This is a genomic window from Streptomyces sp. NBC_01255, from assembly GCF_036226445.1.
Taxonomy (GTDB): Bacteria; Actinomycetota; Actinomycetes; order Streptomycetales; family Streptomycetaceae; genus Streptomyces.
The window spans coordinates 928400-946704 of the sequence record NZ_CP108474.1 but is presented as its reverse complement, the minus strand read 5'-3'; the positions used below and the strand labels follow the sequence as shown (position 1 = coordinate 946704).

At 72.3% G+C, this 18305-nt stretch carries 20 protein-coding genes; 10 read left to right on the top strand and 10 right to left on the bottom strand.

Annotation, left to right across the window (positions count from 1 at the left end):
- Positions 1–73 precede the first annotated feature (73 nt).
- Positions 74–244, top strand: coding sequence for a hypothetical protein (locus OG357_RS03870; protein ID WP_317601405.1), 171 nt, complete (start codon positions 74–76; stop codon positions 242–244).
- 138 nt (positions 245–382) lie between these two features.
- On the opposite strand, the gene OG357_RS03865 is transcribed toward OG357_RS03870, so the two are convergent.
- From OG357_RS03865 to OG357_RS03850, 4 genes are all read right to left on the bottom strand, one after another.
- On the bottom strand, positions 383–1792 hold the full coding sequence (locus OG357_RS03865; protein WP_329619769.1) for a flotillin family protein: 1410 nt from the start codon (positions 1790–1792) through the stop codon (positions 383–385).
- An 81-nt stretch (positions 1793–1873) separates the two neighbouring features.
- The gene (locus OG357_RS03860) at positions 1874–2104 is read right to left on the bottom strand and encodes a hypothetical protein (RefSeq protein WP_329619768.1); all 231 of its coding nucleotides are present in this window, start codon (positions 2102–2104) and stop codon (positions 1874–1876) included.
- 14 nt (positions 2105–2118) lie between these two features.
- Positions 2119–2826 (bottom strand): alpha/beta fold hydrolase, encoded by a 708-nt coding sequence (locus tag OG357_RS03855; protein ID WP_329619767.1) that lies wholly within the window; start codon positions 2824–2826, stop codon positions 2119–2121.
- Between the two features lie 107 nt (positions 2827–2933).
- Complete coding sequence (locus OG357_RS03850) at positions 2934–4214, bottom strand: MFS transporter (RefSeq protein WP_329619766.1); 1281 nt, start codon at positions 4212–4214, stop codon at positions 2934–2936.
- A gap of 156 nt (positions 4215–4370) precedes the next feature.
- Between OG357_RS03850 and OG357_RS03845 the strand changes: the two genes are divergently transcribed.
- The 3 genes from OG357_RS03845 (at position 4371) to OG357_RS03835 (ending at position 7070) form a co-directional block, all read left to right on the top strand.
- A complete protein-coding gene (locus OG357_RS03845; RefSeq protein WP_329619765.1) occupies positions 4371–5405 on the top strand; it encodes a LacI family DNA-binding transcriptional regulator in 1035 nt (344 codons plus the stop codon).
- Positions 5406–5422: 17 nt separating this feature from the next.
- A complete protein-coding gene (locus OG357_RS03840; RefSeq protein WP_329619764.1) occupies positions 5423–5692 on the top strand; it encodes a hypothetical protein in 270 nt (89 codons plus the stop codon).
- 190 nt (positions 5693–5882) lie between these two features.
- Positions 5883–7070, top strand: coding sequence for a thiolase family protein (locus tag OG357_RS03835; protein WP_329619763.1), 1188 nt, complete (start codon positions 5883–5885; stop codon positions 7068–7070).
- A 74-nt stretch (positions 7071–7144) separates the two neighbouring features.
- Here the strand turns inward: OG357_RS03835 and trxA are convergent, their stop codons facing one another.
- Entirely contained in the window at positions 7145–7510 is a 366-nt protein-coding gene (trxA, locus tag OG357_RS03830) for a thioredoxin (protein ID WP_329619762.1), read from the bottom strand.
- 115 nt (positions 7511–7625) lie between these two features.
- Here trxA and OG357_RS03825 point away from each other — a divergent pair, with 115 nt between their 5' ends.
- A complete protein-coding gene (locus OG357_RS03825; protein ID WP_329619761.1) occupies positions 7626–9065 on the top strand; it encodes a dihydrolipoyl dehydrogenase family protein in 1440 nt (479 codons plus the stop codon).
- Between the two features lie 7 nt (positions 9066–9072).
- Here the strand turns inward: OG357_RS03825 and OG357_RS03820 are convergent, their stop codons facing one another.
- Positions 9073–9708, bottom strand: coding sequence for a TetR/AcrR family transcriptional regulator (locus OG357_RS03820; RefSeq protein WP_329619760.1), 636 nt, complete (start codon positions 9706–9708; stop codon positions 9073–9075).
- A 148-nt stretch (positions 9709–9856) separates the two neighbouring features.
- Between OG357_RS03820 and OG357_RS03815 the strand changes: the two genes are divergently transcribed.
- Positions 9857–11254 carry a purine-cytosine permease family protein gene (locus tag OG357_RS03815; protein ID WP_329619759.1) on the top strand — a complete coding sequence of 466 codons (1398 nt, stop codon included), beginning with the start codon at positions 9857–9859 and terminating at the stop codon, positions 11252–11254.
- Between the two features lie 68 nt (positions 11255–11322).
- Positions 11323–12996, top strand: a complete 1674-nt coding sequence (locus tag OG357_RS03810; RefSeq protein ID WP_329619758.1) for an amidohydrolase — start codon at positions 11323–11325, stop codon at positions 12994–12996.
- A gap of 2 nt (positions 12997–12998) precedes the next feature.
- On the opposite strand, the gene OG357_RS03805 is transcribed toward OG357_RS03810, so the two are convergent.
- The 4 genes from OG357_RS03805 to OG357_RS03790 all read right to left on the bottom strand — a co-directional run bounded on the left by OG357_RS03805 (position 12999) and on the right by OG357_RS03790 (position 15617).
- Entirely contained in the window at positions 12999–13883 is an 885-nt protein-coding gene (locus tag OG357_RS03805) for a F510_1955 family glycosylhydrolase (protein ID WP_329619757.1), read from the bottom strand.
- Between the two features lie 86 nt (positions 13884–13969).
- The gene (locus tag OG357_RS03800; RefSeq protein WP_329619756.1) at positions 13970–14680 is read right to left on the bottom strand and encodes a DUF305 domain-containing protein; all 711 of its coding nucleotides are present in this window, start codon (positions 14678–14680) and stop codon (positions 13970–13972) included.
- A gap of 113 nt (positions 14681–14793) precedes the next feature.
- On the bottom strand, positions 14794–15186 hold the full coding sequence (locus tag OG357_RS03795; RefSeq protein ID WP_329619755.1) for a DUF6153 family protein: 393 nt from the start codon (positions 15184–15186) through the stop codon (positions 14794–14796).
- 86 nt (positions 15187–15272) lie between these two features.
- Complete coding sequence (locus OG357_RS03790) at positions 15273–15617, bottom strand: tetratricopeptide repeat protein (RefSeq protein ID WP_329619754.1); 345 nt, start codon at positions 15615–15617, stop codon at positions 15273–15275.
- Between the two features lie 103 nt (positions 15618–15720).
- Here OG357_RS03790 and OG357_RS03785 point away from each other — a divergent pair, with 103 nt between their 5' ends.
- From OG357_RS03785 to OG357_RS03775, 3 genes are all read left to right on the top strand, one after another.
- Positions 15721–16686: a pirin family protein gene (locus OG357_RS03785; RefSeq protein WP_329619753.1), complete on the top strand. Its 966-nt coding sequence runs from the start codon at positions 15721–15723 to the stop codon at positions 16684–16686.
- A 107-nt stretch (positions 16687–16793) separates the two neighbouring features.
- Entirely contained in the window at positions 16794–17294 is a 501-nt protein-coding gene (locus tag OG357_RS03780; protein WP_329619752.1) for a hypothetical protein, read from the top strand.
- A 120-nt stretch (positions 17295–17414) separates the two neighbouring features.
- Positions 17415–18278, top strand: a complete 864-nt coding sequence (locus OG357_RS03775) for a DUF4097 family beta strand repeat-containing protein (RefSeq protein ID WP_329619751.1) — start codon at positions 17415–17417, stop codon at positions 18276–18278.
- The last annotated feature ends 27 nt before the right edge of the window (positions 18279–18305 follow it).

Genomic DNA, 18305 nt, shown 5'->3' with positions numbered 1-18305 from the left:
GGCTTTCGTGCCTCCGTGCAAGGCTGAGGGGATACGGACCACAGTCCGAGACCCCTTCATGGGAGGCACGATCGTGGGCAAGAAACAGACCCGGACCAACCGAGGTGCCCGCACCGGCGGTCATGAGCACCGCACGGAGGCGGCCGCGAAGGAGAAGACCGTGGCGACCCCCACGAGAGAGCCGCAGATGCCCCTCGTGGAGCACGCGTCCCACCGCAAGGAACGGAAGTTCGGCCACAACTGAGGCCAGGCCACTACTGAGGCCAGGCCCGCGCACAGCGGCCAGGCCTCCACCAAGGCCAGGGGATCGCACGAACGGGCCCGGCGCCATGACGGCACCGGGCCCGTCGCGCGGGTCGCTCGTCGCGTCCGGTGGTTCCGGCTACTCCGCGTCGCCGACCGTGATCTCCACGCTCTCCTCCGATCGGGGAGCCGGCGGCACCCCACCGAGCCGCTCGGGCGCGCCCGGGTTCATCGTGGCGAGCAGCTGCCGGGCCAGACCGAGACCGGTCCCGCCCATGGTCAGCGCCTTGGCGAAGACATCCGCCATCCCGTCGGCGCCGTTCAGCAGCACCATCTGGTCGACGTTCCCGAAGGCCGACGCGCCGGCCGACACGATCTCCGGCCACTTCTCGGCCAGCTGCTGGGCGACGACCGCCTCCTGGTTCTCCGCGAGCGCCGCCGCACGCGCCTTGATCGACTCGGCCTCCGCCAGGCCCTTCGCCCGGGTCGCCTCGGCGATCGCGAGCCCCTTCGCGTGCTGCGCCGCCGCCTCGGCCTCACCGGTGAGCCGGGTGGCCGTCGCCTTGGCCGCGCTCGCCAGCTCGGTCTCCTTCGCGTCGGCCTCGGCCGCCGAGATCCGGGCGTCACGCTCGGCCATGGCCAGCGTCCGGGTCTCGTACGCCATGGCGTCGGCCGGCTTGCGGACCTCCGCCTGGAGCTGCTGCTCCTTGCGGTGGCCCTCCAGCTCGGCCACCCGGGTCTCCTGGACCACGACCTCCTGGCGCGAGGCCGCGTCGGCGAGCGGGCCGGCCTGACGGGCCGTGGCCGAGGCCTGGTCCCGCTCGGCCTGGTAGCCCGCCTGGAGGATCTCGCTGTCGCGGGTCGCCTCCGACATCCGCGCCGCGGCCATCTGCTCGGCCTCGGTCGCCCGCCGGTTCGCCTCCGCCTGCGCGATCCGCGCGTCCCGCTGGACGGCGGCGGCGTGCGGGGCGGCCAGGTTCTTGATGTACCCGGTCGGGTCCTCGATCTCGTGGATCTGCAGCGAGTCGACGATCAGACCGAGCTTCTCCATCTCCGTGCCACAGGCCGAACGGGCCTGTCCGGTCAGCTTCTCCCGGTCACGGATCATGTCCTCCACGGTCAACCCGCCGACGATGGCGCGGAGATGACCGGCGAAGACGATGTGCACCCGCTCGCTCATGAGCTTCTGCTGGTCGAGGAAGCGGCGCGCGGCGTTGGCGATCGACACGAAGTCGTCACCGACCTTGAAGATCACCACACCGCGGACCTTGAGCGGAATGCCCTGGTGGGTGACGCATTCGACGGACAACTGGGTCTCGTTGAGGTCGAGCGAGAGCTTGCGCACCGCCTGGACGCCGGGCATCACGAGGGTGCCGCGACCGGTGACGATCCGGAACCCCATCCCCGCGCCGAGGCCCTCGTTCTTGTGGTTGGAACCGGAGATGATCAGCGCCTCGTTGGGTTCCGCGACGCGCCACATCATCTTGAAGACGACGATCAGAAGGACGAAGGCGCCGACGACGACGCCCGCCAGAATGCCGATGCCCATGGGCAGTTCCCCCTTCACCGGAGCCGTGCGGACCCGGTGAAGGGAGTGTGCGCCTGTGATGGGCGCCACTCAACGGTTCGGTCAACTGTCGTACGCGGCTGTGACATAGACGGTGCGCGGAGGGAGATGTTCCATGACCATCACGACCGTTCCGGTCTCGATCCGTTCCTTCGGCGAGGCCGGATAGGCGAGGAAGTGCTCGGCGCCGCCCCGGATCCGGACGATCACCTCGCCGACGAGGCCGGGCCCGACCGGGCCGGTCACCCGGCCCAGCAGTCCCACCATCGAGGAGTCCATCGACGCGTCGTCCATGGATGAACGGTACGTCAGATCCAGTCGTCCAGCGCGGACATGAACCCGTCGAAGTCGTCCCGGTGGATCGTGTGCCCGGCGCCCGCGACGGTCCGCAGGGTGAAGCCGCGCCCCTCCAGCATCCGGGCGTCGTCGGCGGAGATCAGCAGGCTCGGGTCGGCGAGCGTGACGAGGGAGGGGACGGTGGGCCGTACCGGCCACATGTCCGTACCGGTGACGCCGACCAGGCCGTACGCCGATCGCTCGTCCCAGACGCGTACCGACGCCATCTCGGTGTCGAGGTCGTCGTCCGACCAGCGCGGGTTGAACCCCTTCACGAGGTCCCGGGAGAAGGACTTGCCCCGGACGAAGAGCTCCGGCACGTACCCGTCGGGACCGCGCCTCAGGTGCCAGGCCGGGTCCGCGTACACCGCGCGGGCGGGTGTGAGGCGCTCCACGGCCCGGACGAGGGCGAGCCCGCCGAGGGAGTGCCCGACGGCCAGTTCGGCCCCGGCCGGGAGGTTCTCGACGAGGTCGTCGGCGTAGTCCTCCGGCCGGTACTCCTCGGGTCCCGCCGCCCGGGCACTCGCCCCGTGCCCCCGCAGGTCCACGGCGATCACCCGGTAGCCCCGCGAGGCGAGGGCCGGTCCGACCCGCCGCCAGGTGCGGTGGTCGGCCATGAGGCCGTGGACGAGCAGGGCGATCCGGTCACCGGATCCCCACGTGGTGGTGTGCAGGTGCACGGTGCTGCCTCTCTGAACGGTGCGACGGGTACGGGGGCGTCCCGCGGATCAGGGGCATCGGCAGGCCCTGATCCGCCGGACACCCCCGGGCGGGCGCCGACCGGGGGTCAGCGCACGCTGCGGATGGGGCGCACGGCGAGCGCGCCGAGCACCGACAGTACGGCCGCCACCAGGAACAGGGCCGTGTATCCGCCACTCAGCGAGACGATGAGCGAGGCCACAAAGGGGGCGATGATCTGGGGGCCGGCGTTGGCGACGTTGAGGACGCCCATGTCCCGGGCCGCGTCCTCGGCCTTGGGCAGCACCATGGTCACCAGCGCGGTGTCGACGGCCATGTAGCAGCCGAAGCCGAGGCCGTTGACGACCGAGAAGGCGAGCATCGCGGTCCAGCTCGTCGAGACGGCCGGGATGACCAGCGCGACGGCGGCGAGCGCCGCCGAGGCGCCCACGAAGAGCTTGCGGCGGTCGTAGCGGTCGGACAGCCAGCCGCCGAGCACGGTGGAGACCACCATGGCGACCGCGTTGAGCGGCATGAGGATGGCCACGGCCTCCTCGGGCTTCAGCCCGGCGGGCAGCTCGGTGTGGTCCTTGAGGATGTACAGCTGGAATCCGGCCACGGCGAAGTAGCCGAGGACCAGCAGGGCCCGGCCGATGAACGCCCAGCGGAAGTCATGGTCCTTGAGGGCACTGCCGAAGGCCGCGATCTGCTGCTTGACCGGCAGCGGCGCCTTCGGGGGCATGCGCTCCTCGCGGGCACAGGTGCTGAACAGCACGGCCGTTGCGGCGACGATCGCACCGAAGACGAGGTAGCCCGTCCGGTAGTCGTCGGAGTAGGCCGCGCCGATGAGGGCGCCGATCGTCGAGCCGATGGGCAGGCCGAGGCCGACGGCCGCCGAGGCCTTGCCGCGCGCGGCCATCGGGACCCGGTCGGGCACCACGGAGGTGATGGCCGCCTGGTAGATGTTCATGACGGCCTGGCCGAGGCACCAGGCGATCGTGACCAGCAGGATCGTGTGGACGCTGCCGAGGAGCAGCATCACGGGGAGGGCGAGCAGGCCGCCGCCGAGGATCCACGGGTTGCGCCGCCCGGACCGGTCCGAGAGTGCGCCCGCGACCGGGTTGAAGACCGTGGCGAAGATCGCGGACACACCGGCGACGAGGCCGAAGTTCGCCACCTTGTTCGCGGGGTCGATGGACTCGACCTGGAGCGCGAGGAGCATGCCGCCGACGCCGATGTACAGGGTGTACATCGCCGAGTTGCCGGCGAGGAGCAGGGGCAGCAGGCCCCGCGTCGGCCCGCCGGCCGCGGGGGAGTCGGGGCCGGTCGTGGCGGCGTCGGGGCCGGCGGTGCCGGTGCCGGAGCCGGTTCCGGGGGAGGAAAGGGCCACATTGCCCTCCTGGGAGAGATCGCCCGATGAGGGGGCGAAGAGCGGATTGAGCGATAGAGTTACACGTGTCAGTGACACGTGTGAGCACTGTGTAGCACTCAAATCAGGCCATCCGCCAGACCCTGTGCCGGATTGTTCTGGAAAGATGCCGGAGCGATGAGCCACTCAACCGAACAGTCCCCCGAGCGCCCCACCGGGCGCGCGGTCCCGACCAGTGCCGACGTCGCGCGCCTCGCGGGCGTCTCCCGGGCCACCGTCTCGTACGTGCTGAACAACACCTCGGCCGTCCGGATCAGCGAGCCCACCCGTCAGCGGGTGCGCGAGGCGGCCGAGGAGCTGGGGTACGTCCCCCACGCGGCGGCCCGCAGCCTGCGTGCCGGCCACAGCCGGATGGTGCTGCTGCCGAGCGCCCACATCCCTGTGGGCCCGCTCTACAGCCAGTTCTTCAGCGATCTCCAGTGGGAGCTGCGGCGCCTCGACTACACGGTCGTGCAGTACGGCAGCATCGGCCTGAAGTCCGACGAGGCGGCCCGGGCCTGGGCCGAGCTGCGGCCGGTCGCCGTGGTCTCGCTCGGTGAGGTCGAGCTCACGGAGCAGGCGGTCGAGCTCCTCAAGCGCTCCGGGGCGCGCGCGGTGATCACGCTCGGCACCCAGCAGGTCGAGGGCACCCACTCCCTCGTCATGGACCAGGGCCGGGTCGGCGAGGTCGCCACCGCCCACCTCGTCGAGAGCGGCCGGCGCCGGATCGGCGTCGTCGTCCCGGAGGAGCCGGGCCTCGGGATGTTCTCGCAGCCCCGCCTCGACGGCGCGCGGCGCGCGGCCGAGGGCACCGGTGCCACCGTCGTGCCCCTTCCCCTGCGGTACGACGAGGAGTCGGCGGAGGAGCTGGCCGGACGGTGGCGCGAGCTCGGGCTGGACGGCGTGTTCGCGTACAACGACGAGTACGCGATGCTCCTGATGCGGGCCCTCCAGGACGCCGGGATCTCCGTACCGGACGAGACGGCCGTCGTCGGCGCCGACGACCTGCTCCTCGGCCGGCTGCTGCGGCCGCGGCTGAGCACCGTCCACATCGACATGGTCCTCGGCCGGGAGCTGGCCGAGCTGGTCGACCGCGCCGTGCGGGACGAGGACGTCCCGCCGCGCCCCCGCCGCCTGCTGGAGTCGCGGGTCGTCCGGCGGGAGTCCAGCTGAGCGCTTAGCGTCGGGACATGAGCACAGTTCCGAAGCGCTTCGAGATCCTGCTGGTGCCCGAGCACGTCGAGGACCGCGGCGGCGCGTCCGTGGAGGACAGCGCCGTCCGCACGGCGGTCGTCGAGGCCACCGGGCGGCACGGCTCCTCCGGATATCCGATGTACGAGGGGCACGGCATCGTCGCCGACGTCGACCCGGAGACGCGGACGGTCGAGGCCCTGCTCGTCGACGGCCGCGAACTCGACTACGGACTCACGGCCCTCGTCCGCCCGGCGCCGCGCGCCTGACCCGGCGTTCTCCCGTGGCTGACCTGGCACTCTCCCCTGCGGGCCACCCCCGGTCCGGCCTGAAGAGGCCCGTTGACACCGCGCGGCGACGGGCACAGACTCGGCGGCGCACGCCGGAGACGAACGTCTCCTCACCAGGCGAGGCACCAGGCGAACAGAGTCGTTCCGAAGGTCACGTGGGAGAGAACCGATGAGCATCCGCGACGTCTACATCGTCGACGCCGTCCGCACACCGATCGGGAAGTTCGGGGGCGCGCTCGCCGGGGTGCGCCCGGACGACCTCGCCGCCCACGTGGTGCGGGCCCTCGTCGACCGCACGCCCGCGCTCGACCCGGCCCGCGTCGACGACGTCTACTTCGGCGACGCCAACGGCGCGGGAGAGGACAACCGCGACGTGGCCAGGATGGCCGTCCTGCTCGCCGGACTGCCCGTCTCCGTCCCCGGCGTCACCGTCAACCGCCTCTGCGGCTCCGGCATGGAGGCCGTCATCCAGGCGGCCCGCGCGATCGCGCTGGGCGACGCGTCGGTCGCCATCGCCGGCGGCGTCGAGTCCATGTCCCGCGCCCCGTGGGTCCTGCAGAAGCCCGAGCGGGCCTTCCCCGCAGGTCACCAGCAGCTCCACTCGACGACTCTCGGCTGGCGCATGACAAACCCCCGGATGCCCGCCGAGTGGACGGTCTCCCTCGGCGAGGGCGCGGAGCTCGTCGCCGACAAGCACGGCCTCACCCGCGACCGGCAGGACGCCTTCGCGCTCGCCAGCCACCGCAAGGCCGCCGAGGCGTGGGCGAAGGGGCTGTACGACGACGAGGTCGTCCCGTACGCAGGCGTGGACCTCGCCCGGGACGAGTGCATCCGCGACACCACGTCCCTGGAGGCGCTCGCCAAGCTCAAGCCGTCCTTCCGCCCCACGGGCGGCACCGTCACGGCGGGCAACTCCTCGCCGCTCAACGACGGCGCGGCGGCCCTGCTGCTTGTCGACGAGGAGGGGCTGCGCGAGACCGGCCGCGAGCCGCTCGCCCGTATCCGTACGTCCGCGGTCACCGGCATCGAGCCCCAGCTCTTCGGCCTCGGCCCGGTGGCGGCGGTCCGGAGGGCGCTGGAGAAGGCGGGACGTTCCTTCGCCGACCTGACGACCTTCGAGCTCAACGAGGCCTTCGCGGCGCAGGCGCTCGGCTGCCTCGCCGAATGGCCGGAACTCGACCCGGAGATCGTGAACCCGCGCGGCGGCGCGGTCGCCATCGGCCACCCGCTGGGCGCCTCGGGCGCCCGTCTCGCCGGTTCCGTGGCCCACCAGCTCGCCGCGGCCGGCTCGGGCACGGGCCTCGCGGCGCTCTGCATCGGCGTGGGCCAGGGCCTCGCGCTGGTCCTGGAGCGCTGAGCCCCACCACGTACGCGAGAGGGGTACGGGAGGCTCTCCACGTACCCCTCTCGTCACGGCGTCATGCCGTCACGTCACTGCTGCTGCGAGGCCTCGACGGACTTGCGGACCTCGTCCATGTCCAGCTTTCGCGCCTGCCCGATGACGTCCTCCAGGGCGGCCTCCGGCAGCGCACCCGGCTGCGCGAAGACGGCCACGTTGTCCCGCACGATCATCAGCGTCGGGATCGAGCGGATCTCGAACGCGGCGGCCAGCTCCTGCTGCGCCTCGGTGTCCACCTTCGCGAAGACCAGGTCCTGGTGCCGCTCCGACGCGGCCTCGAAGATCGGGCCGAACTGACGGCAGGGACCGCACCACGAAGCCCAGAAGTCGATCAGGACGAAACCGTTCCCACTCACGATCTCGTCGAAGTTGTCCTTGGTGAGCTCTACGGTGCTCATGCCTGCCTGCCTTTCGGGGTCTCCTGGCGGTGTCCTCACGGTCCCCTGGGGACTCGCCCGGCACAACGGCGTATCGAGCCGCGCTATTCCGGACCCCTGCCAGCAGACTGGGATCATGACACGAACGGTGGAAGAGAGCGCGTACGACGTCGTGGTCCTCGGGGCGGGACCGGTCGGCGAGAACGTCGTCGACCGGGTGCGGGCGGCCGGGCTCACGGCCGCGATCGTCGAGAGCGAGCTGATCGGCGGTGAGTGCTCGTACTGGGCGTGCATGCCCAGCAAGGCCCTCCTGCGCCCCGCACTCGCCCGCTCCGACGCCCGCAAGGTCGCCGGCCTGCGCGAGTCGGTCTACGGTCCGCTCGACGCCCTGGAGGTCTTCCGCCACCGGGACACCGTCGTCGGGCACTGGAAGGACGACGGCCAGGTCGACTGGCTGGATTCGATCGGCGTACGGGTCTTCCGCGGCCATGGCCGCCTCGCCGGGCCCCGCCGGGTCGCCGTCACCGGACCCGAGGGCGACGAGCACGTCCTCACCGCCCGGCACGCGGTCGCCGTCTGCACCGGTAGCCGCGCCGTCCTCCCCGAGCTGCCCGGCCTGCCCGGGGCCAGGCCCTGGACCAGCCGTGAGGCGACCAGCGCTGGCCGGGTGCCCGCGCGGCTGACCGTGGTCGGCGGGGGAGTGGTCGGGGTGGAGATGGCCACCGCCTGGCAGGCCCTCGGCGCGAAGGTCACGATGCTGGTGCGGGGCGGGGGGCTGCTGCCCCGGATGGAGCCGTTCGTCGGCGAGCGCGTCGCCTCGGCCCTCGCGTCGCGCGGAGCGGACGTCCGCACGGGTGCCCGGGTCGCCGCGGTGGTACGCGACGGGGGCACCGGCCCGGTGACCGTGGTCCTGGAGGGCGGCGACCACGTCGAGGGCGACGAGGTGCTCTTCGCGACCGGCCGGGCCCCGCGCACCGAGGACCTCGGACTGGAGACGGTCGGCCTCGAACCGGGCTCCTGGCTCGACGTCGACGACAGCCTCCGGGTCACCGGCAGCGACTGGCTCTACGCGGTCGGGGACGTCAACCACCGCGCGCTCATGACCCACCAGGGCAAGTACCAGGCCCGGATCGCCGGTGCCGCGATCGCGGCCCGCGCGAAGGGCACCGGGCCGCTGGACGACGGGAGTTGGGGGGCGCACGCGGCCACCGCCGACCGCGCCGCCGCGCCGCAGGTGGTGTTCTGCGACCCCGAGGCGGCCGCCGTCGGCCTCACCCTGGCCGAGGCCGAGCGGGCGGGCCGCCGGGTCCGGGCCGTCGACGTCGACATGCGGCAGGTCGCCGGTGCCGGGCTCTACGCCCAGGGCTACCGGGGGCAGGCCCGGATGGTCGTCGACCTCGACCGGGAGGTCGTCCTCGGCGCCTCCTTCGTCGGCCCGGGGATCGGCGAACTCCTCCACTCGGCGACGGTCGCCGTCGTCGGCGAGGTCCCGATCGCCCGGCTCTGGCACGCCGTACCGTCGTACCCGACCCTGAGCGAGGCGTGGCTGCGCCTGTTGGAGGCCTACCGGGACTGAGCGGCCGTCATTTCTCTTCAGCCCGGGGCGTGTCGGAGGCGTACGGAGCGATCAGCAGCCGCGCCGCGGAGCGCGCCGCCTCCAGCGCCGGCCGCGCGTCCCGGCCGGACTCCTGGCCCAGGACGACCCGGGTGCTCAACCCGTCGAGCAGCGCCAGGAGTTCGGAGGCCCGCTCGGTGACGTCCAGCGGCGCGAAACGCCGCCGGGCGACCCCCGCCGCGAGCAGGGACTCCAGGTCCTCCTGCCAGCCCTGGTCCAGTGCCTCCTGGGCCTCGCGCAGCTCGGTGTTGCCGGGGGTGCGGGCCCAGAGCTCGATCCACAGTGTCCAGCGCGGGTCGCGGGGCCCGCGCGGCAGATAGAGCCGGAGGAAGAGGTCGAGCTTGCGCTCGGCCGTGATCCGCCGGGACAACAGGACCTCGCGCTCCTCGGTGAGCGCGGCCTCGCTCCACCGGAGGGCGGCGAGCAGCAGCAGGTCCTTGCTGCCGAAGTAGTACAGGATGTGGCCGCCACTGGTGCCGAGCCGCTCCGCGAGCGCCGACATGGTGAGCGAGGCGAGGCCGTCCTCGGCGATCGCCGCCATGGCCTCCTCCAGCATCCGCTCCTGGGTGACGTGTCCGTCCCGCCGTCGTGCTGCCCCTGCCACCGCCGCCGCCACCATCCTCGTTCTGTCGTTTCGTGACCCGATCGACCCTAACCGCAACCTCCGAAGGTCTTGACGTGGCCTGAATCTATCGCACATCTTGAATGTCATTCAAAAACTTAGAACGGCATTCAAGATCAGGAGGTGCGGTGTGCTCGGACACGAGACGGTGGCCGTGACGACGGGCCGGGACGAGGTGTTCCAGGTCGAGGAGCACGGCATCGACCCCATCCCCGACGCCGAACGGCACGGCAGCGCCAAGGACGTCTTCTGGCTCTGGTTCGGCTCGAACCTCACGTTCACCTACGTCATCAACGGCGCCCTCGCCGTCGCCTTCGGGCTCTCCTTCTGGCAGGCCACCCTCGTCGTCGTGCTCGGCGGCCTCTCCTTCCTCGCCATCGGCGCGGCCGGACTCAGCGGCGTGCGCACCGGCACCGCGACCCTCGTGATCTCCCGGGCCGCCTTCGGCATCCGCGGGAACTGGTCCGCCGGTCTGCTCAACTGGATCGTCAGCATCGGCTACACCATCGTGAACACGGTGGTCGGCACCCTCGCCCTCGAAGCCTTCTTCGCCGACCTCGGCTGGCACAGCGGCCACCTCACCCGGGCCCTCGCCCTCGGCGTCACCCTCGCGCTGACCTTCGCCGTCGCCCTCTGGGGCCACGCCACCGTCCAGTTCGCCGAACGCTGGATGGCCTACGTCCTCGCCGTCGGCTTCGCCGCGCTCCTCGTCCTCGTGCTGCCCGGCGCCGACACCTCCGCCCCCTCCGCCGCGCCCGGCGCCGCCGGCTGGAGCCTCGCCTTCGTCGTCATGCTCGCGGGCCCCTTCTCGTACCTCCCCATGCCCGCCGACTACACCCGCTACCTGCCCCGCACGACCTCCCTCAAGGCCGTCACCGTCAGCGGCGCGCTCGGCGGCTTCCTCTCCTCCGTCGCCCTGGGCGTCGCCGGCGTCGCCGCCGCGACCCAGGTCGCCATGACCGACGCGGTGGCGGGCACCGAGAGCCTGCTCCCCGGCTGGTTCCAGCCGCTCTTCCTCGCCCTCGTCCTCGGCGGCTCGGTCACCAACTCGATCATCACGCTCTACTCGTCGAGCCTGAACCTCCAGGTCCTCGGCATCCCGTGGAACCGGGCCCGGGCCATCGTCATCAGCGCGGCCGTCACCGCCGCGGGCTCCCTCGGTGCCCTCTTCCTCACCGACTTCACCACCTCGCTCCTCTCCTTCCTCTCCCTCCTGATCATCGTCTTCGCCCCCTGGGGCGGCGTCTTCCTCGCCGACATGGTCCTCCGGCGCTGCGCCTACGACTCCGACGGCCTGCACGCGCGCGAGGGCGGCGCCTACTGGTACCGCTCGGGCTGGCATCCGCCCGGCCTGATCGCGCTCCTCGCCGGCCTCACCTTCTCCGCGCTCACCTGCGACTCCGCACTGTGGACCGGCCCCCTGGTCGCCCCGCTCGGCGGCGCGGACCTCACGCTCCTCGGCGCGGTCGTCTCCGCCCTCGTGTACGCGCTCCTCGCGCGCCGCACGGTAGCCCCGGCGCACCCCTGACCCACCCCGCGTCGCCCCGATCCCGCCCCTCCGTACCACACGCGTACGTACGTCACGGAGCCACCCGCATGAACAACACCACCGCCGCGACCCCCGCCCACGCCGACCTCGTCCTCCTCGGGGCCCGCATCCACACCGTCGACCCCGCGCTCCCCGAGGCGCAGGCCCTCGCCGTCCGCGCCGGCCGCATCGTCTGGATCGGCTCCGACGCCGGAGCGGACGCCTGGACCGGGCCCGGCACCCGGGTGCTCGACGCCGGAGGGCGGCTCGTCCTGCCCGGCTTCGTCGACGCCCACAACCACGTCCGCCTCGGCTCGGACGACGCCTGCGTCCAGCTCGCGGGCGCCCGCACTCTCGACGCCATCCACGACCGCATCCGCTCCTGGCACGCGGCGCACCCCGACGCCGAGTGGATCGAGGCCGAGGCCTTCGACTACTCGGCCGTCCCCGGCGGACGCATGCCCACCGCCGCCGACCTCGACCCGGCCACCGGCGACACCCCCGCCGTCGTCCTCAGCTACGACGTGCACACCGCCTGGCTCAACACCGCCGCCCTCCGGCGACTCGGCGTCGACCGCGACCACACCGATCTGCCCTTCGGCCGGGCCGTCACCGACCCGGCCACCGGCGAACCCACCGGATTCGTCAAGGACTTCGCGATCAAGGGCCTCTCCCGCGACGGCCACCGCGCGCTGCGCGACCTCGGGGTGCCCTGGGCCTCGCCCGACCGGCAGTACGGCCGGCTCGCCAAGAGCCTCGACGACGCCATCGGTTACGGCATCACCACCGTCGTCGAGCCCCAGAACTCCCTCGACGACCTCGCCCTCTTCCAGCGCGCCCGCGCCGAGGGCCGGCTGCGCTCGCGGATCGTCGCCGCGCTCTTCCATCCGCGCGGCACCACCGACACCGACCTCGACGCATTCGAAGCCGCGGCGAAGGAGTTCGCGGACGACCGGCTGCGGGTCGGCCCGCTCAAGCTGTACATCGACGACGTCGTCGAACCCCGCACGGCCGCCCTCCTGGAGCCGTACGCGGGCTGCGCCCACCACCGCGGCGACACCTTCTACCCGCCCGAGGAGTTCGCCGAGCTCCTCACCCGCCTCGACGCGCGCGGCTTCCAGTGCTTCGTCCACGCCACCGGCGACCGGGGCATCCGCACCGTCCTCGACGCCGTCGCCCGCGCCCGAACCGCCAACGGGCCACGCGACGCACGCCACCAGATCGTCCACGTCGAGTGCCTCGACCCGGCCGACACCCCCCGCTTCGCCGAACTCGGCGTCGTCGCCTGCATGCAGCCCCGGCACGCCGCCCCCGACATCGCGGGACCCGGCAAGGACTGGGCCGAGAACGTCGGCCCGGACCGCTGGCACAAGGCCTGGCCGCTGCGCAGCCTGCGCGACGCCGGGGCGGTCCTCGCACTCTCCAGCGACTGGAACGTCGCCGAGATGGACCCCATGGTGGGCATCCACGCGGCCGTCACCCGCCGCCCGCCCGGCGGCGGGGAGAGCTGGACGGCGGGCGAGACGATCGACGTCGCCGCCGCCGTCGAGGGCTACACGATGGGCTCGGCCTACGCCAACTACCTGGAGGACGAGCGGGGTTCGCTGACGGTGGGAAAGCTCGCCGACTTCGTCGTCCTCTCCCGTGACATCCTCCGCGTCGCACCCGAGGAGATCCCGGGCACGGTGGCGGAGACGGTCGTGGTGGGCGGCGAGGTGGTCGTGGAGCGGCGCGAGGGGTGAGGTCAGTGGCCGCCCTTGCCCGAAGCCACCGTGACCCGCCGCTCGAAGGTCCGCCCGCCGTCCCGCGACTCGTACACCCCGTCCTGGGTGGCGGCGAGCAGGCGGCGGGCGTCCACGACGGTGAGCGCCTGAGGGGCCCCGCCCGGCACGGTGGCGACCCGGGCCCAGCGGACACCGGAACCCGTCCCCGTATCCGTACCGCGGAAGAGCACCCCGCTCGGATCGACGCCGAAGAGGGCGTCGGGAGCACCCCAGGAGACGTACGACAGGACCTGGCCCCTGGCCGGGGCGAAGGTCCTGCCGCCGTCCGCGCTGCGGGCCACGCCGGTCTCGGTGGTGGCGAGGACGGTGTCCGGGGCGGCGGGGGAGACGGCGATGTCGAGGGCGCGCAGGGCGGCCCGGTCCTCCCAGGTGACGCCGTCGGGGCTGACCCGCAGGCGGCCGTTCGCGCTGTCGTAGCCGTAGACCGTGGAATCGGGCGCGGTGTCGAGGGAGTGGAAGTCGACCTCGCCGCCGAGGGACTTCTCGTGCCACGTACGCCCGGCGTCCGTCGACTCGACGAGACCGAGGTCGGCGGGTCCGCCGGTGCCGGGGGCGGGGTGCCCGCTCGCGAGGAAGGCGCCCGAAGCCGTGACCGTGAAGCCCATGAAGTCGTCCCGGCGGTCGCCGACGAGCGTCGGGCGGCCGGCGGCGTCGGGGGTGTGGACGCCGTCGTGGGTGGCGACGTAGAGGGTGTCGCCGCGTACGCCGAGGCCGTGGATGTGACTCAGAGTGACGTCGGGGGTGTCGTCGGCGGCCGGCTCCTGCGAGCAGGCAGTCAGGGCGAGCGCGAGGGTGAGGGCGGTGACGGCGGCGGTGGCCGTGGGCCCGGGGGAGTGCTTCTTCATCGTTCTTTCGCCGGAGGAGAGGAAGGAAGGGAGCGGAAGGGACGGGGCGCGGGCGGCCGGCCCCGGTGAGGGCCGGCCGCTCGCGGTCAGAGCCGGTCGAGGATCTTCCGCAGCTCGGCGATCTCGGTGGACTGGGTCCGGACGACATCGTCGGCGAGCTTCTTCGCCGAGGCGTTCCGGCCGTTCTTCTGCTCGTCCTTCGCCATGTCGACGGCGCCGTCGTGGTGGGCGATCATCAGCTCGGCGAACTTCCGGTCGAAGGCCTCGCCCTTGACGGCCGCCAGGTCCTTCATGTCCTGCTCGGACATCATCCCGGCCATGCCGTGGCCGCTCCCGCCCCCGGAACCGTGACCGGCACCGGCGGACTCGGGCTTGCCCCAGCCCTTCAGCCAGGCCTTCATCTTCCGGATCTCCGGGTCCTGCGCCCGCTCGATCGCGGCGACGAGCTTCTTGACCTCGGGGTCCTCGGCCCGGCCGTCGGCGAGCTTCGCCATCTCCAGGGCCTGCTCGTGGTGGGGGATCATCATCTGCGCGAACATGACGTCCGCGTCGTTGAAGGCCCCGGGCGCGGCGGCCTCGGCCCCGGTGGCGGACCCTTCGGCGGAAGCGGAAGCGGAAGCGGAAGCGGAAGCGGAAGCGGAGGGAGAGGCGGGAGCGGAGGCCGTGGCGGAATTGCCGCCGTGGTCCATGCCGCTCATCCCGTCGTCCGTTCCGCAGGCGGCGAGCAGGAGCCCGGTGGCGGTGACGACGCCGGCGAGGGCGAACTTCTTGGCGGTGCGACGCGTGAAGGTGCGCATGGGAGTGATACCTCGTGTGCTGTCCGTACGGAACGGGTGTCCGTACCGGCGGGAAAAAGGTCAGGTCGAAGGCGTTCACGGGCAGCGCGAGGCGCCCGCGGTGGCGATACGGCCTAGATCCGCAGGACGGACAGCAGGGCGAGGTCGGGAGGTCTGCGCGGCGGCGCGTGGGGTCCCAGGGCGGGGACGAGCCGCGCGAGGACGACGGTGAGCCAGTCGGGGCGTCGGGCCAGGGCGGCCCGGACGAGCCCGGCGAGGAGCCAGGCGCCGAGAACGGCCACGCACAGCGTGGTCATGTCCATCCCCGCGCCGGGGTCGTGCCGCGCGTCGGAGCCGTCGCCGCCGGCGGCATGCGCGCCGGGCTCCGGGGTGGAGTGGTGGGCGGCCGCGGTGGTCTCCGTCGTACCGCCGGAGCCCTCGGGGTGGCCGACGGCGTGCATCAGGAACACCCCGAGCGCGAGCACGACGACGAGCAGGAGGTGCGCCAGGGCACCTCCTGCTCGCATGCCGCGCTGTCCGCGGGCCGCCCGACGTGTACGCAAGACCAGGACCTCCTGGCGCGACCATACCGTGCGGGGGTATCAGAACGGCGTCAGGGCGGGGTCTCGCCCGCCATCGCGGCGGCCATCCTCAGGTGCGGCGCGGCCTCGTCCGGGCGCCCCTGGCGCTCCAGCGTGCGTCCGAGCATCAGCCGGGCGTAGTGCTCGACGGGGTCGCGGTCCAGGACGGCCCGCAGTTCGGTCTCGGCCCGGGTGAGCTGCGCGGAGTGGTAGTAGGCACGCGCGAGGAGGAGCCGCTGGGCCGTCTGCTCCGGGTGCTCGGCGACGAGGCCGCGCAGGATACGGACGGCGGTCCCGTACTCCTTCGCGTCGAAGAACAACCGTGCGCGGTCCCAGCGTTCCCCGGCCGTTCCGAACTCGTAGTACGTGTCGCTCACTTGCTCTCCCCTTCCGGCTTCCCGGATCTGCCACTCTGTGTGACGGTCGACCAGGTCAACAAACCTGGATAGTTGAACATTCCACTACGATAGGTTGAGCGTCATGAGCAATCTTGATCGTCAGGCCGCGTTGACGGTGTGCGGTGGCCGCGGCTTCGTCGTCGCCGAGCCCGTACGAGAGCTCCTCAGCCCGCGGCGCGTCCAGCTCGGGGAGTCGACCGAGGTCCGCCGACTGCTCCCGAACCTCGGCCGGCGGATGGTCGGCGCCTGGGCGTTCGTCGACCACTACGGCCCCGACGACATCGCCGACGAGCCCGGCATGCAGGTCCCGCCCCACCCGCACATGGGGCTGCAGACCGTGAGCTGGCTCCACGAGGGCGAGGTCCTGCACCGCGACTCCACCGGCAGCCTCCAGACGGTCCGCCCGCGTGAGCTGGGCCTGATGACCTCGGGCCGGGCGATCTCCCACTCCGAGGAGAGCCCCCGCCCGCACGCCCGCTTCCTCCACGGCGCACAGCTCTGGGTCGCGCTCCCCGACGCCCACCGCCACGTGGAGCCCCACTTCCAGCACCACGCCGACCTGCCCCGGGTCACGGCCCCCGGTCTCACGGCCACCGTGATCCTCGGGGCCCTCGACGGCGCCACCTCGCCCGGCACCACGTACTCGCCGCTCGTCGGAGCCGACCTCACGCTGACGGCGGGCACCGAGACGAGCCTCCCGCTGGAGCCCGACTTCGAGTACGCGGTCCTGGCCATGTCGGGCGAGGCCCACGTCGACGGCGTACCGGTCCTGCCCGGCTCCATGCTGTACCTCGGCTGCGGCCGCACCGAGCTGCCCCTGCGCGCCCTGTCGGACGCGGGCCTGATGCTCCTCGGCGGTGAACCGTTCGAGGAGGAGATCGTCATGTGGTGGAACTTCATCGGCCGCACGGACGAGGAGATCCGCGAGGCCCGCGAGGCCTGGGTGGACAGCGGCCGCTTCGGCGAGGTGAAGGGCTACGACGGCGACCGCCTTCCGGCCCCGGAGCTCCCGGCGACCCAGCTGAAGGCCCGCGGGCGCGTGCGCTGACCCGTGGCGTGCGGGTGACGTCAGCCGGGTCGAGGGTGACGTCAGATCGATGGATGTGACGTCATCGCCGCTTGTAGTGACGTCACTCATGACGCTACGGTGACGTCATGGATCTGGCGCCGTTTGTCGCGAGTCTCAATCGTGCGGTCGCCGCTGCCGGTACAGCGGGAGGGGAGGAGGCAGAGGCCTTTCTTGAGCGGTTCGCCATTCCGCTGGAGTCGGCGATCCGGCTCACCCTGCTGGAAGTGGTGTCGGCCGCGGCCGAGGAGATCGCCGTGGACCTGAAGCCGGGTTCCGTGGACGTGGTTCTCCGGGGGAGCAACCCCGATTTCCGGGTCACGGTCCCGGTGGAGGATTCCCCGCCCTCCGCACCCGCCGGTTCGGCTCCGGCCGCACCGACATCCGGACCGCCCGCGGGGGACGGCGCGATGGCGCGTGTCACCCTTCGTATTCCCGAGTCCGTCAAGCTGCTGGTCGACGAAGTCGCGGGCCTTGAGGGCCTGTCGGCGAACGCATGGCTCGCCCGCGTCGTCACCGCCGCCGTAGGCGGCACCCGCGCCGGAGGCGAGCTGCGGATCGGTCAGGGCTACTCCGGCTGGTCCCGCTGAGGGCTGAGTCCGCCCCATCGAGTCCGCCCCATCGAGTGCGCTCCATCGCGTGGCTTCGTCGTCCCGTCCCGGTCCAGTCGCTCGTCGACCACGTTTGGACTGCCCAGAAAGGCGTTTGGCATGCCCACATTCGAAACCCCCGACCCGATCTCCGTCCGGATCGGCATCGCCGCCGGAGACGTCGAACTCCGTGCCGACGACCGCACCGACACCGTGGTGGAGGTCCGGCCGAGCAACGGCAGCGAGGCCAGTCGCCGGGCCGCCGAGGAGACCGAAGTCGACTACAGCGGCGGCACGTTGCAGATCCGCGGCCCCAAGCCGCGCCGCAGGCTCTTCGGCAAGCAGAAGAACGTCGAGACCACCAGCGACGAGTCGATCCACATCACGATCGCCCTGCCGGCCGGCTCCCGGGTGCAGGGTGACGCGGCCGTGGGATCCGTCGACGGGCAGGGGCGGCTCGGCTCCTTCCGCTTCGAGTCGGGATGCGGTGACATCCGCCTGGAGGAGACCGCGGGGCTTCGCCTGGAGGCGGGGCTCGGCAACGTCACGATCAAGCGTGTCCTGGGAGACGTCGACATCACCGTCGCGCAGGGCAAGCTGCGTATCGCCGACGTCGACGGTTCCGCCACGATCGAGAACCTCAGCGGCGTCACCAAGGTCGGCCACGTCTCACGCGGTCTGACACTGAACGCGACCAACGGCGACGTCTCGGTCGGCCGGGCCGACGGTGACGTCGAGATCAAGAACGCCAACGGCGACATCCACGTCAGCGAAGTCTCCCGAGGATCGGTCACGCTCGAAACCGCCCGCGGCTCGATCGAGGTCGGCGTCCACGAGGACTCGGCGGCGTACGTCGACGCCCACGCCCTGGTGGGCGGGGTGAGCAACGCCCTGAACTCCACCGACGGGCCCGGGGCGTCCGAGGAGACCGTCAGGCTGCACCTGCGCACCCTGGTCGGCCAGATCGACATCCACCACTCCTGACGGGGTTCGTACCCCCCGCGCACATCG